A 15439-nucleotide genomic window follows, 5' to 3' on the forward strand; every position below is an offset into this window, starting at 1 on the left:
CCGTGTCACTGTTAACCATAACTTGGCCAACAGAAACTTTTGGTGCTCCATTACTGGCCCCATACAAACTTCAGCGCCAGAAAAATATATTGCGCACTGAAATGGCCAACGGCCGAGCAAGGCAGCGACGAATTAGCCAGAATGTGCCAACTCAAATGACAGCCGAGTGGTTGATAGAAGCCGATAAGCGTAATGACTTTATCGGCTTTATTGATTATGCGCTTCAGGGTGGTGTTGTTTGGTTTAACTTGCCCGTTTTACTTGGTGATCAACTGATCGACCATGAATGTCGATTTGTTAGTCACCCAGCAGATGATGAAACGCCAAAGCGACGCTATACGATTTTTAAGAGCATCATCGAGATCCGCAAAGCCTACCGAAGCCCAGACGAAGCCGTCGTGGCGTCTGTACTGGCTCCGCATACACTCGACGAATTTGTGGCCGACTTGGCCATGTCCCGTTACTACACAGAGAGTTGGAAGCAATGAATGAAAGTAACAACTTTTTTCAGCTAGTTACTGAATTAGAAAAAAACATCAATTGGTTGAATCAGATCTTGAAAGGCGGTGAAGCGGATACTGCAGTCATTGACGGCGTTAGTAAACCATCAATCAGTAAAGATATAGCCGATAAATGGGCGGCTATCTCGGCTATGGTGCAAGGTCGTCACGCATTTGAGACAAAAGCCGCGCTTGATGCCACCAGTGCACCACCTTCAGACAAACCTTTGGCGGAAGTATGGAACGATCCAATAACCGGGAATAATGGTTTATATGGCTGGACAGGTAGCAATTGGGAAAAGTCACCTTATGACCCCATAGCAGGCGCTCAGCAGTCCGACTGGAGCATGTTGACAGGAAAAGCAGTCAATCAGTGTATTTATGGCTCTTTCCCCGACGGAAAGGGGCAACACCATATCCGTAATATTAACAATAAGATCGTTAGCGTAGAGAGGTATAAAGAGCTTTATAATCTTGGTTATCGTTTCGGTGTTGATCTAACCCACAATCAGACAACAAATGACTGGTACATACATCCATTTGAAAATGGATTAAGAGGGAAAACAAAATTTATATTTACCTCGTTTGTAGAATTTAAGCACACGCCAGAATGGGGTGAGTTAAATTATCAAAACTTTGCTCGTTCAATGGTCAATGGTGAAATACAAACATTGCCAAAGACAGGGCAAAGAAAAGGTCACTTTGAAGTCTCTCCTAATGTACGTATGTATTGGATTATCAGTCCAGTGCCTGTAATAGGACAGGACATTGGTGGTGGTATTGGTACTGATGAAATTGATGCTGTACTGATTGGTGGAATTCGATCCGGAGGATTGGTTGGCTCAATTTTTACGGGTTTCCATTTATCAACTCATGAATATGAACCAAGTGAGCGCCAAGTTGAAGCGTTCCTAGCATCTTCTGCATTGTTCGATAAGATAAGCAGCTCAGTGCGGATGGATAATGAAAACATGCAGACTCTGGCCAGTTCACCGGATTTTTCGGTTGAAACTGGCGCTAACATTGAGCAGAGAACGACAAGCTTTGAGCTAAAAGATGTTACTGCCCCGGCATTGATATCAAGAGGTTTTAAAAGAGCTACGCAATGGGGCCCGTTATCGAACCAATTTTGTAAAGTTCGACTGGATAGAGAATATTCTAAAGATTTTTTGACCTCAATTCGTGGGAAGTGGCTTTGTGTAAGCTGGTTTGTTCATTGGCCAAACGGTGATGAATCAGTCATAGCATTAAGTTCATCTGTATATGCAACGTACGAGCAGGTCGGTGGCGGTACTGTTTATAAGGGTTTGATTAGCACTAGTCGAAACTTGACTAAAATTGATGATGATGTGTGGTTCATTCAAATGGCCGGACAAATCCAACCATTTGGAGATAGTAGTGATAATATTTCACCAAATGGTCAAGTTTTAGACTTCTTTGCAGGTCACAACCCTTCTCCAGGTAACGGTGAGACAGCCGATCTGACGGGGTTTTATTTCGGTGTATCGAAGAACCGTCAATCAGCACCAGCAGTGCCGATGGCCAATATCAGCTCAATTGATTTGCGTGTTACGAAAGAGCCGGAGAAGCCAAAAGACATTGAATGGCGTAAAAATTTGGTCACAGATCCTTGTCTGATGAACGGATATTCTGAAACTCCATTTCGTAGTTGGAACGCAAAGCCAATTTATGAGGTGCAAGAAAAGTATCTAACAGACCTTAAAATCTATCACGCGTTTGACCTTAATATTCCGAATTCGACCAATAACTTCTGGGGATACATACCCACCGCTGATCAGGTCGGTAAACGCTACTTGGCTAAGTGGTTTTATATTGTTCCTGACGGCTCTGAGGATTGGGGGAACAATATTGCTTTCTTCAAGCATAACGGTGCGTTGTCAGGAGTGACAACGGAGCATCAATCCACGGTCGCGGTATCGGGGACGGTTGCAGAAAAGACGATGGTGATTAAGGTTGATGATGGGATTGTGCCAACGATGCTGTGGTTTGGGTCTAATGACCTAGCCTCCAAAACCAGCCTTGGTTATATGACTGGATTTCGATTGTGTGAGTTGTCTGAAAACGAAGAGTACGATCCAGACAAACCTGAGATTGATATTGAACTGTTTGATTTCACGCCAACTGGCACAGTGACAGTAAGTAATTCAGACAAGATTGCATTTATGGGTGACTCATACACTGAACATCTTTTTGGCATTCGAGATAAAGCATACATCTGTCGCATATCAGAAATGCTGGACTACGTTGTTGATAATCACGCAATTAGTGGGCATACATATAGACAAAACAGCTGGCGTGCTCGCGTTAATCAGCCCAAGTACCATGATGAGATGAGCTGGCAGGATATCAAGCCGAAATACGCTTTGATGATCTCTTATACCAATGATCTGAAATATATGAATGCTCAGCAGTATCTCAATGATTTGCGTGAGGCGATTGAGGTTGTGCAAGGTCAGGGTGCAAAAGCAATCGTATCTACAGAATATCACGCAAATTATGGTGCTGAAGTAATTGCTGGTATGCGCGATATTGCGCGACAGCTTGATTGTCCATTTGTAAACTTAGTAACTGATTGTGGGCTTATTAAAGGTAATAATTACCCACCATTTTGGGAGGGCTCACATACTGGCACCCGAACAGCTTTTATCTTTTCTGATCAACTTGTCGAGGCATTATCTAAGCTGCCAAGGCCACATAAGTCACTGAAGATTTTTACGGTTCGTGATGCAAGTAGTTCAGATTCTGATTTGCTATATAACACGAACTTTGAACGCTCTAAGAGTTGGAAGGAAATTCGTGTCGGACACACATCTTTGATTGAGAGTAAATCTCAATATTTTGATGAAATTAATTCTGGTAACAACGCAACAGTGGTGCGTAAAAGCCAATATATGGACTTGCTGGCCAGTAATACGTTGTCACTTTATAGTGACCGCACTCTAATTGAAGCAGTACTTCCTGTTACCGCGCGAAATATGAAGTGGTTACGTCTTAAATTGGTGACTACAACGCCACTGGATAAAGTATATATTCGATCTTCGTTGGCTGAACCATTCCGTTCTACATCGTTGTATCAGGCATTTTATGCCGACACGACGAAAGTTAATGTTGGTGATGAATATACTTCAAGTCAACATGGCGGGACGGTGTTTACCGTTTTGCACACGCTGCCTGAACATGGTGTCATTCTGTGCTCGCCATACAACCGATCGAGCGCCACAGCACAAGGTGGCACTTTGACGAGAGTCAGCGGTTACGGTGACAACGAAGTCTCGTTCATTAGTGCGAGTCATGGCTATGATCCTTTATGGTATGAACAATACGAGAAGTCACATTCTCAGTGGCTTGAAATGCAAAATGATGGTCATGGTTTTTGGTATGTCGATTATCGGCATATCAAAGGGTGCATTGATTTTGACAAAGCCGCATTTATGGTGAAAGGGGCGGCGACACCGTTGACTATACGTGATGTGTCAGTGGACTTTGTCGGCGGTGAGCCTAAGCCAGAGAAAGGGCTGATTAACGACCTTGGGAGAACGCCAGTCAGAGGTGATGAGTTGGTGGCCTACCCATTTGTTGATACAGACTCCATTATGCAATGGACTCAGTCTAAAGCTTTGGTTCCGTTTGTTCCGGCGGATGCAAACATGCCATATGAAGTATCAAAAGTCATCGAGATACCAGCGGAGGAATACATTGAGCAGTCGGTCTCTATTGTCCCAGATAAGTTCAATGATAAGCCTGCAATGATTGAAGTATGGGCCAGATACTTTCCTGATATTCAGAAAAGCTCCTCTTCCTTCCCAAGTGGCCCAATCACGTTTGATTCCCATGATTATGCTGAGCTAAAAGTCAGTATCTTCATTGGTTCAACATGGGTGGACTTGGGCGGTTTCTGTGGGCTTCACTGGAAGCGCATTCAAATCCCTACCGCGATTAGTCCTGACTTTGGTTCAACGATCAAGTTGAGAGTGACCGCTGGTGATAAGCCAATCCAAATGGCGAAGCTGAGCTTTAAAGAGGTGTAAATGTGAAAGCAATAGAAGTCGCCTACGCCAGCGCGCCGGCTGATGATGCCATTATTCACACCCTGGAACTTGAACACCCCGCCTTTCCCGGCGGGGTTTTTCGTTTATGTAACGGGTTTGAAGATCAACAACTGACGCTGGAAACCGGGCAAACCGTCACTTTTACCGCTGCCGGTATTGGCATTAACTTGCCAGAACGCGCGGTGATGGGGCGCGAAGATCTGGTATTCGCCCTGGATAACGTTACCGGTGAAGCGCGCCGGTTGATGCTAACAGCCAAAGAAGCCGGTGGGGAAGTTTGGTTACGTTACAGACCTTTTCTTGAAACGGACCCGAGTGGCCCAGCTCAGGCGCCATTAACCATGGTGGCTGTGTCCTACAGCGACGACAGGCAAACCGCTAGTGTATCAGGGAGCTTTCGCAATCTGATGGACAAAACGTGGCCGTCAATTCTTTTCACGCCTGATAAGTACCCTGGGACCAAGTACGCCACATGATCACCTTAAATGATTTTCTCAAAGTGCCCTATGTCGATCACGGCCGTGATTTAGACGGGCTGGACTGTTACGGGCAAGTATTTCTTGCCCGTTCTCTTTTGTTCAAACGGCCATTGGGCGCCGATTACCAGCATATCCACCCAGATGACAAAGAGGGAATGACAGGGGCCTATTTTGAGTGTCTGCCCGATTTTGAATTAGTCACCTCGCCAACGCCGCCACCTGGTGCGATTGGCTGCTGCTTTAAAAAGGACGCCACCGGCAACGATGTGCTGTTGCATGTTGGTTTAGTGGTGGCCGTCGATGGCCAAATCAAAGTGCTAAACACAGGCCGTGCTTCGGGCCCAGAGCTGATGCCCTTGAGGGCATTCAAGCGCCTAGCGTTAGATGTGAGATTTTACGATGACAGTCACGATCAGAACCTTTCCTAATAAGCTGGACCGAACCCTGTTTGAAGTGGATACCTTCCCATCTGGTCAAAGCCTGAATGATATCTTGCAAGACCAGATCCCCAACTTTCGTGTAATGGCCACGCCACCTATCGAAGTATTGAGGAATGGTCTTCCGTTTGCGCCTTTGCTCTGGGACCAGAAGCTTGTTGACGGCGAAGAACTAGAAATAACGGTTCGTCCTCGTGATCCAGTTACTCTTGCTTATGCTGTTATTGCCGCTGTCGTGGCTGGCGTTGTGGTGGCAAACTCGATGGCGCCGCCGGACAATTACAGCCAAACCACGCCGGATGGTTCACCTATCTACGATGTGAACGCCCAGGGTAACCAGGTGCGTATGATGGGCGTGGTACCGGAACTGTTCGGCACCCACGGCACCTTCCCGTGTTTGGTCAATCCGGCCCACCGGTATTATTACAACGACGACGAATATCTACTTCTTATGAACCTGGTTAGTCGTGGTTATTTGGCGTTAACACAAGACGATATTCAGATAGGTAACACCCCTATCAGTAGTTACGCTGGTGACATCGACATCCAAATAAAAGATCCAGGTGATGATGTAACGGCTCATCCAGCGTGGCTAAATGTATACACGTCACCGGAGGTGGGCAGCACGTCCGGCGGTGGTAGTGGGATCGAACTGGAAGGAGCGGTAAACTCAGTCACCCCAGTAAAAACAAAGTTTACTAACAAAACGTTAAAACTATATCGGGAGCTTGAAGGGGTCGCAGTGCCATATTGGCCGATCGAGTGGGAAGTAGGCCATGTCATTGTAATCTCTGGCACTCAAGGGAGTAAAACAGTTTCACCGGGTGATAGCGCGGGGGGCTTCCGTGGCTATTATCCTACCAGCCCTATTGAATTTTGGTCGACAGATGAAGCGTTACACGATTGCCGTTATGGCGACTATATCCGCTATCCCATCTCTTACACTGAATCGCAAAATGGAGCTGCACAAATCGAGTACGCTACGGGGTACATCTCAAGCACATATGTTGTCACTGAAAACAACGTCGAGTTCTATGCAGTCAGGATAAAAGATGGAAAAGGGATGAATATTCCTAACAGTGCCGTTCCTGTCGAAACTCGCCAGTTTCCCCTACAATTTTTGGGTAAAGACGACGGAAGATACAAGATAACCGACAGAACATCGGACACTGGAACTGTGGAGAAAATGTTTCCAGATGCGGGGGAGATGGTTTTTTCATCTTTTTTTTATTCTGGAGATATTGCAGGCGCTCGTTTCACCGCTGAAGTGACTTTGCCAGGTAAACCAGTTGGTCCATTCTACGCTTGTCCTGTCAATGAGTTAACAAACGAAATTCACGTCGACCTAAAGTTTCCAGAAGGGATTGGTTACTTGAACGATAATGGCACAATTTCTAGTCGTGAGTTACGAGTAATGCTGCAATGGCGTGAAGATGAAAGCAACACTTGGAAAGAGCAAGTCTTTAAGCGCAGCGGAAACAGTCGAGATCAGATGGGCAATACAGTCCGTATCAATTTAGGTAAGTATTGTCGCCCTCAGTTTCGGGCTTATAGAATCACCGGCGAATCAAACGACACTCGAACCTGGGATACCATTGAGCTGATCCGCCTTAAATCGGTACTGGAAAGCAAAGCAAGCTACCAGGATGGCACCACCTTGGCGGTGCGTATTCGTGGCACCAATGCGCTATCCCGTAGCGCTGAAAACAAACTCTTCTGTGTGCCTACCCGTTTGCTGCATGTGCCAAATGGCCAAGGCGGTTGGACTGGGGACAATTACAACAGCCGTGAAGGCATGGTGGCCACAAATGATCTTGCACCGGTGCTGCGTTATATCTGTCATGAAATAGGCTTAGATGATAACAACATTGGACAAGATGAACTGTTGAGACTTCATTCTGTTTGGCAAGAAAGAGGGGACCACTTTGCAGCTCAATTCGATAAAAAAGATACATTCTGGGAGTCAATTAAGCGTCTATTGTCGGTCGGGTATAGTGTGCCAACGTTGGAGTTTGGCCAAGTAATACCCATCCGTGATGAGCCTCGAAGTGTCTATGATCACATGTATCAACCTGACAACATGACTGGAAAGGGACTGTCTCGCAAAGATACACTTTTTAATCTCGATGAACCTGATGGAATCGAAGTCGAATACTTCAGTGATAAAACTTGGAAGCCAGAAACGGTTCTGTGTCTACTGCCTGGAGATAAGGGAGCTAATCCGCGCAAAGTCAAAGCATTTGGAGTCGTTGAACGCCAGAAGGCTTGGCAATTCGGTATGAGAGAGCGTCGTCTTGCTCGTTACGCCCGTACTGAATACAGCTGGGGCACAGAGATGGACGGTTTCAATAGTCGATTACTGAACTACGTTGCTTTAGCTGATGATGTCCCTGGATATAGTCAGAATGGCCAGATAACCGACTGGCGACCAATTGCTGGCGGTGTTTGGTTACAGTTGGATCAGGACATCACCTGGCAAGATGGACAGACGCACTGGTTGGCTTTGCGTAAGCCGGATGGTCGATTATCTGGTCCCTATCAAGCCATTAAACTTCCTGAGTTTAATGAGGTCCAGATTTCTGGCCAGCTGGACTTTACGCCGGACCTGTCTGGTCGCCAAGAGTTTCCATATTGGATGTTTGGTACGGGTGAGTCATGGAGTTTTCCTGCTTTAGTAAAAAGCATAAAGCCCCAAGGGACTGAAAAAGTAAGCATGACTGCTAGGAACTACGATCCTCGCGTTTATCTAGATGATGACAGTATTGCCCCGCCAGCGGGCAACGACCCGGTGATCGGCATGTCTCTGGCGGCCAGCGGCAGCGGAGATACATTAAATGCCGACCGCTCAATGCTTCACTTTAAAGCCGGTGATGTGGTTCGCCTTAGCCTTAACGCGACCGAGTACCAAATCCGGTCTGTATCCATTCAGCGACTACGGCTGAATAATAAGGATGGCACCCCCGCCAGTCTGTCGTTTAGCCAACAACCAATCACACTAACATTAACCGCCCGTGGTTAATGCCATCCTAAACCGCCACCGAAGTGGCGGTCCTTTCTATCAACTCCCCGTTAATTCCTTGCCATGATTATAATTTTTCTGTCTAATACTGTTTTTATATACAGTATTAAGGGCGGGCGCAGAATGGCAAATTCACAAAAAGAACCCAATGTTGTTGATCTTTTATCTGAGATCGTTGATCTTGATGAGTTGTTGCGCTTTCTATGCGGCGCAGCGACTGATGATGCTTGTATTCGTGGCTTGGCGATTTCGTTGCTAAACGCAAAGCAGCTCTCTGGAGCAATTAGAAGCAAGCTCGAAAAGCTGGCGAATGAGTAACCAAAGAGATCCTTTTAACACAAATTGAGATGAATTATTAAAAATCGTGTGTTAGAGTTTGGGGGTCTTAAAGTTTGAGTGCAGAAGTGGCCATGGAGCCGCTTTTGCGTGTTGTAGAAGTGCGATTTAGCACGCAGCAGATAAAGAAAAACCCGCTGGCAGGCGGGTTATTCAAAAAATGGTCCACACACGAAAAAAAACGTGGAGAACACAAACGCAAGTTCAGTTTACCCGTGTGTGGTCCTTTCTGCAAGATCAAGAGTGATATTGTATGCAAAGAACAATGCGGGTGAGGAATGGGAAACTCTAGCTCATCATCTCACAAGTACTCAGAAGCAGTACGAGCGATCCTTATCGGCCTCAGCAAGTCAAAAATTGCTGAGCCGACCAGGCGTTTTATCGATAAGCTCACAGGCTATGCGGATAAGCCGTTTATGCTGAAGTCTCTAAATGAAGTTGACTGTCGTCAACGTGACTCGCAAAAGCGCGTGCGCGTTCGCATGATCCGCGTGCTTAGCACTCTAATCACTTATATGGACTGGTCAACTTTTCGCCTCGGCGTGGCCAAACCGCTTGAACTCGATCCGGTTAAGCACACAAGCATGCGCGATCGATACGAGTCAATTTATGGCGAGAAAATGCCTGAATCGACCTGGTACCGCTACATCGGTAAGCTAGTAAGCGCCGGCTATTTGAGCAGCCAGGCTATGGATATACTCGACAAAGACGACGGCAGAATCAAAGGCGTTGCTTGCTATAAGTGGCTGACGATGAAACTGTTTAAAGAAATCGGCATGAAAGCAGGCTGGCTAGATGCACAGCGTAATTTCGCGCTAGAGCGCTTACGTTCGTCTGGCTTATCGAACGTTTGGCCCGTGTATGAAAGTAAACTCTCTAAGAGAAAACGCGCTCAGGCGCTGCAAGTTGAAGCCTTCCAAACTGAAATCTCGATCGGTGAGTTCGACACAGACGAACTATACTCTCCGCCCTTCTCGTATCCCCACTAGACCCCCTCGATCTCATGCCGATTTGTTTCGGTCGATGCCCTGTATCTGCTAGATAAACTACCCCAACCCAGCGCTTTTTAGGCGCTTATTTTCCATTGTTTTACGTCCATATTGGATGTTATCCACAGCTCGAACCCTCGATCATCTGGTCATGTTTTTAACGTGTTGATAGCCACTGCATAGGTATGTGTGTATATCTAAAAAAATGAGAGTTGAAAAAAGTATACGAATTCGCAAGCGGTAAGTTCATCTACAGAGAATCTCCATTTTATTTATTAACGGGGCCCCTTAATCCCCATTAATAAAGTAAAGTTATTTCTATTGGGCTTTGCCCAAAAAGTACCTCCCACTAAATTGCGCGTACCAACAGCGCCCACAAACAGTAAAGAGAACGCAATTTAGCGGGCCCCACGGCCAGCGTATAAATCAGATGAAAGTACAGCGCTAGAAGCTGGCCGCGCTGAACCTTTCTTTGCCCTACGGACTCTATACAGCATAGGAACACGCAAGATCAGTGGACCAACACTAAAGCCTAATAACCAGTATAACGATCAGTGACCCCAAGTTTTGCGCTTCGCGCGGCTTAGCAAGGCGAAGGGGCGAAATCGAACGTTGTGGCCACTATGGACATCATCTGTTACTCGATCGCTATAAGTCGGCATGGCTTAGCATGTCGTCGCGCGCTCCTCCATAATCCCGAATGTGATCGAGTGAATTGACAACTCATGCATATCAGGTTGAGATCGGCCAATCATTTACAAAGGGTATGATCATGAACTTGAATCCTAAATCTCGCTTGGTGTCTTTTCTGCTAACGCTTTTTTTTGGTCCACTTGGCTTGGCTTATTCCTCGATCGCGGGCGCACTAGTTTTGACTGTCGTGGCGGTTGCCACCGCTGCGTCGATTGTTGGCCCGATAGTTTGTTGGGTTCTTGCCATCGCGATTGGCGACCACTGCACTTACAAGCACAACAAGAACATAGAAAACATCAAAGAGCTTGTGAGCAACAAGGGGTGACGGTGTCACCCCTTTTTTCGGAAGTATATTATTAACCCGTGAGGTGATTAAGGTTGATTTAATGAGCGGGTTTGTTATTATTCACTCCAGAGGTGAATAAGTGAGAAAAACGAGACTTTCTAAAAACCAAGCTGATGCGCTCTTTATTTTGGCATTTTTGGAAGTAAAGCAATTCAAAGGTGCTGTTCCCGTGGTCAAAATGCGCGAGCTCATTAGTCAATCACGTCCTGGTGTTCTCGATGCGTCTAATTTTCGAAAGGGGTTACATGCATTGGAAGATAAGGGTTTTATTGATCTTCTAAGAGCTCGAAATTTAAGTTTGGCAGCAAAACTGACCCAGAAAGGAAGAGAACAGGCGGCGAAGATTTACGAGCAGCGAACAGGGACTGAAATGGCCCTTCCGCCAGAAGACGAAAAGCAGATCACTATTTTTGAACAGGGGTAAGGAATCCTATGGAAAAAGAATACTGTCCAGATTGCTACGGGTTCGGGGCTGAGTGCCGTGAACAAGGTATGGATTTTGCCGAATTTATAGCCGCTTTTAATAAGGCTTATCATACGAATCAACATGCTATTGATTCAGCAAAAGCTGGTTATTATGGCGAGTAGAGGGAAGATATGAAATACACATACAACGCGAGAGAGACGATTCGCACCGCATTCAGCGTAGAGAAAATCTATTCAACTAATCGCGGCTTTATTGGCCGACTCGAAAACGTTGATTACAAGCAGTCTGATGGATCATGGAAAGCGCAAGGGTCACGATGGCTAATTAATGAAGATGATCCGGTGCTGATTATGGATAACGGCTTTAGCTCTGCCAAACTTTAATAACTCGATCTTTTGGCGGTTTCGATGCAAATCCGCCGCCAAATGTTCCCGCCTAATTTCTATCCACTTTTACCGCTCAAAACTGTAATAAACTTTCACGCTGATTTTTGGCTCTGTAAGCGATTCTAAGCGCTGATTTTGGCTTTTATGAGCCATGATGAGGCTGAAAGCCTTTTAACCCTGCCAAAACTAGCCTATTGAACATAATGGTCCTAATCATCACCAAAAAAAAGTGAATTCATCACAGCAATTCTGTTGGTGTTGTCATTTCTTGTTTGTTTTCGGTGAGTTAATATGAAAACTGGCTAGTGTGACATGTCACAACGGGGAAAAAATGAAAATTGGCTTATTGATTGACGATCCAGATAGAGATATGCAAGCTGCGGCGATGGCTGCGCAGCGGTGCGAAAAAGTGAGCAGTAGTTACGATGATTTGATATCAGATGTGAAATCAGGGGATGTGGTTGTTGTGTGGAGAATGGATAAACTCGCTGCGACTGTAGAGCAGCTTGCGCACAGAATTACAGAGATAAGCCTTGCCGGTGCAACGGTACACTTTGCGTTTGAAGGAGTCGATTCATCAAATACTCAAGTTAGCCAACTGATCGATATCATGAAGAGACTTCCTTAATCCTCTTTGCTTCGGTATATGATCATAATCAGCGACACCAACGCGGTGCGCACCTCTGGCGGTAGCGTTCTTGCTGCCGCTGCTACATCCCACGGCGTTCCCTTCTGGATACCGATCATGTCCAGTGATATGTCTAGATCCGTCGTTTTGAGCTTCTCGACGATTTTCCGGTAGTGGGACAGTTTCATTTCCGTTTCCCCACGCTCCATTCTGCCGTAGGTCTTTAAAGTTACTCCGATCAGATTGTCTATATCTTTTTGTGAGAGGCCTGCCGCCTCTCGTCGCTGCTTTATTGCTTCAATAAGTGGATCATATGGCATAGAGTAAAACCTCAAATTGTTAGACATTGGTCACGTTGGATGGGACATTTTTTTCCCTTTTTTAACTAGTATAGGACTGTTTTTTCCCTCGCTATTTACATGCTGAATATCGTTCGGCATATTCCTGACGGTCAGTTGACAAAAATATAAATACTAAACAAGTTGGATAGGTAAAAGCATGAATATCGATGAGTCGATTGAAACGAGGTGCGATGAGATCAATGCGATTGTCAGAGTAATGAACAGAGCGAACGCCACGGGAGATGACGTCAGGCAAGAAATTCACTCCGGGTTGGTCTTGATTAGCGCGGTTGTTGCAGAGATAGCGGCCATATCTAAGGCGGAATAACAAAGGCCCCCAAATGGGGGCCTTTGTTATATTAGTCGGTCCTGGTGCGGCTCTAGTGCTTTTGGCCTCGGCTTGCATGGGTGCGTGTCGCAGTCCGGTTCCTGGACGTAGGCCGCGCACTTCGATTCGTTCCAAAAGACATGACACCTTTTTTCCTGGCACATGCCGAAGCGTTGCTTTTTAGGGCTGCAATCAAAGCCGAACCTATCTTTGCTTGGTGCGAACTCATCTTCTCGATATCCCGCCTGCTTGTAGTGTATGCAGCTAAAGCAGGTGTCTGGTAGGGAGGGTTTCATTTACACCCCCTTGGCCAGTAGGTTTAGAATCGGATTTTGCATCCAGTTTTGCTTGGTTTCCACGTATTGGAGCAGTTGGCCAGCTGGCAGTAGGGCTAGGTCAATTAGACGTGTTCTTGAGATTACTGTATATTGCTCGTGTGACATAACTCGATCCTTATGTTTGGTTGGTCACGGTAGCCGGCGCAGGGGTGAGATACTCGCCGGCTTTCTTCTTTAAAGCGCTCCGTCGCGCTCTAATTTCTCTCTCAGTGCTTCGATGATATACGCCGAAAAATCCAAGCTGGTTTTCCCAGCAGCTTTCAACTCAGCATGCTTATCAAAAAAATTGGCGGGTACTGCGCGAAGGCTTTTCGATTTCGTTTTCGCTGGCTCTTGCGCGGCAGGCGTTTCTTTCGCTGGCTCTTGCGCGGCAGACGTCTCTTTCAATGTTGCTTTTTCGCCCACTTTGCCTAATTTGTCCCAGTCTAGAGCTTTTGCCATATCGTGCCTCTGTATATCTTTTGTGTGTTATGTGAATATATATGTGATATTCATTGTGCATTCAATGAATATCTAAAGTGTATTTATTATTTCTTTAATCTCATCAGCAAGAGCTTTGATTTCTCGGCTTGCGGTGCTGTATTTTGTTGCTTTGTGTTCAACAACGCCGAGGCCATGTTTTATCGCCTCGGTGAATTGGCCGCGCCGTGAGATAACGCTATTTAGCCGCTTCATGTGGACCGCTTTCTGTAGAAACTCATCGATCTCATCAAACTTTTTACGGTTTGGATGAACCTTGTTACACAGCACATACGCTTCAATATGCGTGTCCATTTCTTTGCTGATTTCGGCTAGCACAGTGTCAAAGTTACGCAGGCCGATGAGCTCGGTCGTGTCATCGGATGCGGGAACGATAACGATATCGGCGGCGGCAACGGCAAGACGGTTGAGTGCTGAATCGAAGCCGCCACAGTCAATGAGGATGATTTTGCCATCTTCGTCCTGCTTGATCTGCTCTATAAGCTCGGCTCGGGTTGTGTGCCCTGCTATGATATTAAGAGGGGTTGCCCGTAGTCGGTTCAGTATCGCGATGCTCTGGTGTGCATCTTGATCGATGATGATGTCTGGCTTAAGTACAGCGGCGAGATTGAGTGCGATGGTCGATTTACCTACCCCGCCTTTGTTGTGTCCAATAGTAATGATCATAAAAGCCCCGAATATCCAATGAATGCCTTTTAAATATTCTATGTATATTCGTTGGGTATTCAAGGTGTATCTTTTGGATATTTATATGTCGTGATGAATGTCACGAAATTAGGGGTGTTTTAGTAGCGGAAACAAGAAAGGGCATCATGTGATGCCCTTTCTTCTACTAGTTGCCAAATCAACGAAGCATAGCTCAGAGGGTTGGATCTCTAGTTCTGACAGCTTTTCTTTCTGCTTAACTATCAGTTCCTTGTGACGTTCTATTTCACTTTGATGGTGTAGGATGGCTTTCTTTGCCATGTCTATGCGCCTTTGATGAAGCTGCATCGGGTTTAATGGGTAAAGAAAGCCACTATACCACCACGATGGCGCAGCGCGTCTTAGGTCTTTATTCCAGAAGGAGTAATCACAGACTTCGTGATGCGAAGGGCAGTATAGTGTCTCATACACATGATCCATCTTTGAGTGCCTGTAGCTTTCGTGGACGGCACAGCCATCGTGAACAACAACACGGCCTATATTGAGCCTGACAAGACAATGTGGACAGTACCAAGTAAGGTGGAGGTCAATATCATTGGTCTTACCCTTGTAAACGGAGTATGGCATATTCCATTGCTTGGCTAATTGTTCCATCCGGTAGAGTTCAAGCTCATTTTCTTGTGTAGTTTCTGGCTTTATCCCATATTCCATAATGTTATTGCCCTATTAGCTATACTTATTTTCAGTCCAATTTTTCCAGTCAAATCCACACTCGCACTTACTTTCGGCACTCTGGAATTCAGCATCAAGATGGCACTGCTCATTTGGGCACACTGGTACTTGAATGACAAACTTGGTTCCAGCAGGGAAACGTGATGCAGAGAACCCAAAGGCTTTTATATTTTCCGAATCCATATCCCCATCAGCGAAAGCTTCAATGTATCTTTCGTGTTGGTCGCAATTCTCTCCGGCATAAACATTTGCCTTTACCTCCCCC

At 46.0% G+C, this 15439-nt stretch carries 17 protein-coding genes; 13 read left to right on the plus strand and 4 right to left on the minus strand.

Annotated elements, in window-relative coordinates:
* The first annotated feature begins 2 nt into the window (after window positions 1–2).
* The 12 genes from EWA64_RS00185 to EWA64_RS00240 all read left to right on the plus strand — a co-directional run bounded on the left by EWA64_RS00185 (window position 3) and on the right by EWA64_RS00240 (window position 12310).
* Window positions 3–488 (plus strand): hypothetical protein, encoded by a 486-nt coding sequence (locus EWA64_RS00185; protein WP_061895028.1) that lies wholly within the window; start codon window positions 3–5, stop codon window positions 486–488.
* The gene (locus tag EWA64_RS00190) at window positions 485–4549 is read left to right on the plus strand and encodes an SGNH/GDSL hydrolase family protein (protein ID WP_061895029.1); all 4065 of its coding nucleotides are present in this window, start codon (window positions 485–487) and stop codon (window positions 4547–4549) included. Before EWA64_RS00185 ends, EWA64_RS00190 begins: the two co-directional genes overlap by 4 nt.
* Window positions 4550–4551: 2 nt before the next feature.
* A complete protein-coding gene (locus EWA64_RS00195) occupies window positions 4552–5046 on the plus strand; it encodes a DUF1833 family protein (RefSeq protein WP_061895030.1) in 495 nt (164 codons plus the stop codon).
* A complete protein-coding gene (locus EWA64_RS00200) occupies window positions 5043–5477 on the plus strand; it encodes a CHAP domain-containing protein (RefSeq protein ID WP_061895031.1) in 435 nt (144 codons plus the stop codon). Before EWA64_RS00195 ends, EWA64_RS00200 begins: the two co-directional genes overlap by 4 nt.
* The gene (locus EWA64_RS00205; RefSeq protein ID WP_065860335.1) at window positions 5449–8505 is read left to right on the plus strand and encodes a host specificity factor TipJ family phage tail protein; all 3057 of its coding nucleotides are present in this window, start codon (window positions 5449–5451) and stop codon (window positions 8503–8505) included. Before EWA64_RS00200 ends, EWA64_RS00205 begins: the two co-directional genes overlap by 29 nt.
* 123 nt (window positions 8506–8628) lie before the next feature.
* Complete coding sequence (locus EWA64_RS00210; protein ID WP_061895032.1) at window positions 8629–8823, plus strand: hypothetical protein; 195 nt, start codon at window positions 8629–8631, stop codon at window positions 8821–8823.
* A gap of 296 nt (window positions 8824–9119) precedes the next feature.
* Entirely contained in the window at window positions 9120–9830 is a 711-nt protein-coding gene (locus EWA64_RS00215; RefSeq protein ID WP_061895033.1) for a hypothetical protein, read from the plus strand.
* 772 nt (window positions 9831–10602) lie between these two features.
* The gene (locus tag EWA64_RS00220) at window positions 10603–10848 is read left to right on the plus strand and encodes a hypothetical protein (protein ID WP_061895034.1); all 246 of its coding nucleotides are present in this window, start codon (window positions 10603–10605) and stop codon (window positions 10846–10848) included.
* A gap of 100 nt (window positions 10849–10948) precedes the next feature.
* Window positions 10949–11293: a hypothetical protein gene (locus EWA64_RS00225; RefSeq protein ID WP_061895035.1), complete on the plus strand. Its 345-nt coding sequence runs from the start codon at window positions 10949–10951 to the stop codon at window positions 11291–11293.
* 8 nt (window positions 11294–11301) lie between these two features.
* Window positions 11302–11457 carry a hypothetical protein gene (locus EWA64_RS00230; RefSeq protein WP_170320348.1) on the plus strand — a complete coding sequence of 52 codons (156 nt, stop codon included), beginning with the start codon at window positions 11302–11304 and terminating at the stop codon, window positions 11455–11457.
* Between the two features lie 9 nt (window positions 11458–11466).
* Complete coding sequence (locus EWA64_RS00235; protein WP_061895036.1) at window positions 11467–11679, plus strand: hypothetical protein; 213 nt, start codon at window positions 11467–11469, stop codon at window positions 11677–11679.
* Between the two features lie 334 nt (window positions 11680–12013).
* A complete protein-coding gene (locus EWA64_RS00240; RefSeq protein WP_061895037.1) occupies window positions 12014–12310 on the plus strand; it encodes a recombinase family protein in 297 nt (98 codons plus the stop codon).
* Here EWA64_RS00240 and EWA64_RS00245 read toward each other — a convergent pair.
* Window positions 12307–12630, minus strand: a complete 324-nt coding sequence (locus tag EWA64_RS00245) for a helix-turn-helix domain-containing protein (RefSeq protein ID WP_061895065.1) — start codon at window positions 12628–12630, stop codon at window positions 12307–12309. The two genes, EWA64_RS00240 and EWA64_RS00245, sit on opposite strands and share 4 nt — an antisense overlap.
* Window positions 12631–12808: 178 nt before the next feature.
* On the opposite strand from EWA64_RS00245, the gene EWA64_RS00250 reads away from it, so the two are divergent.
* Window positions 12809–12979 carry a hypothetical protein gene (locus tag EWA64_RS00250; RefSeq protein ID WP_170320349.1) on the plus strand — a complete coding sequence of 57 codons (171 nt, stop codon included), beginning with the start codon at window positions 12809–12811 and terminating at the stop codon, window positions 12977–12979.
* Window positions 12980–13275: 296 nt separating this feature from the next.
* Here the strand turns inward: EWA64_RS00250 and EWA64_RS00255 are convergent, their stop codons facing one another.
* From EWA64_RS00255 to EWA64_RS00265, 3 genes are all read right to left on the minus strand, one after another.
* On the minus strand, window positions 13276–13422 hold the full coding sequence (locus tag EWA64_RS00255; protein WP_170320350.1) for a hypothetical protein: 147 nt from the start codon (window positions 13420–13422) through the stop codon (window positions 13276–13278).
* 69 nt (window positions 13423–13491) lie between these two features.
* Window positions 13492–13758: a hypothetical protein gene (locus EWA64_RS00260; RefSeq protein ID WP_061895039.1), complete on the minus strand. Its 267-nt coding sequence runs from the start codon at window positions 13756–13758 to the stop codon at window positions 13492–13494.
* Between the two features lie 72 nt (window positions 13759–13830).
* Window positions 13831–14463, minus strand: coding sequence for a ParA family protein (locus tag EWA64_RS00265; protein ID WP_061895066.1), 633 nt, complete (start codon window positions 14461–14463; stop codon window positions 13831–13833).
* Between the last annotated feature and the right edge of the window lie 976 nt (window positions 14464–15439).

Source organism: Vibrio cidicii, assembly GCF_009665415.1.
In the GTDB taxonomy this organism is placed as follows: domain Bacteria; phylum Pseudomonadota; class Gammaproteobacteria; order Enterobacterales; family Vibrionaceae; genus Vibrio; species Vibrio cidicii.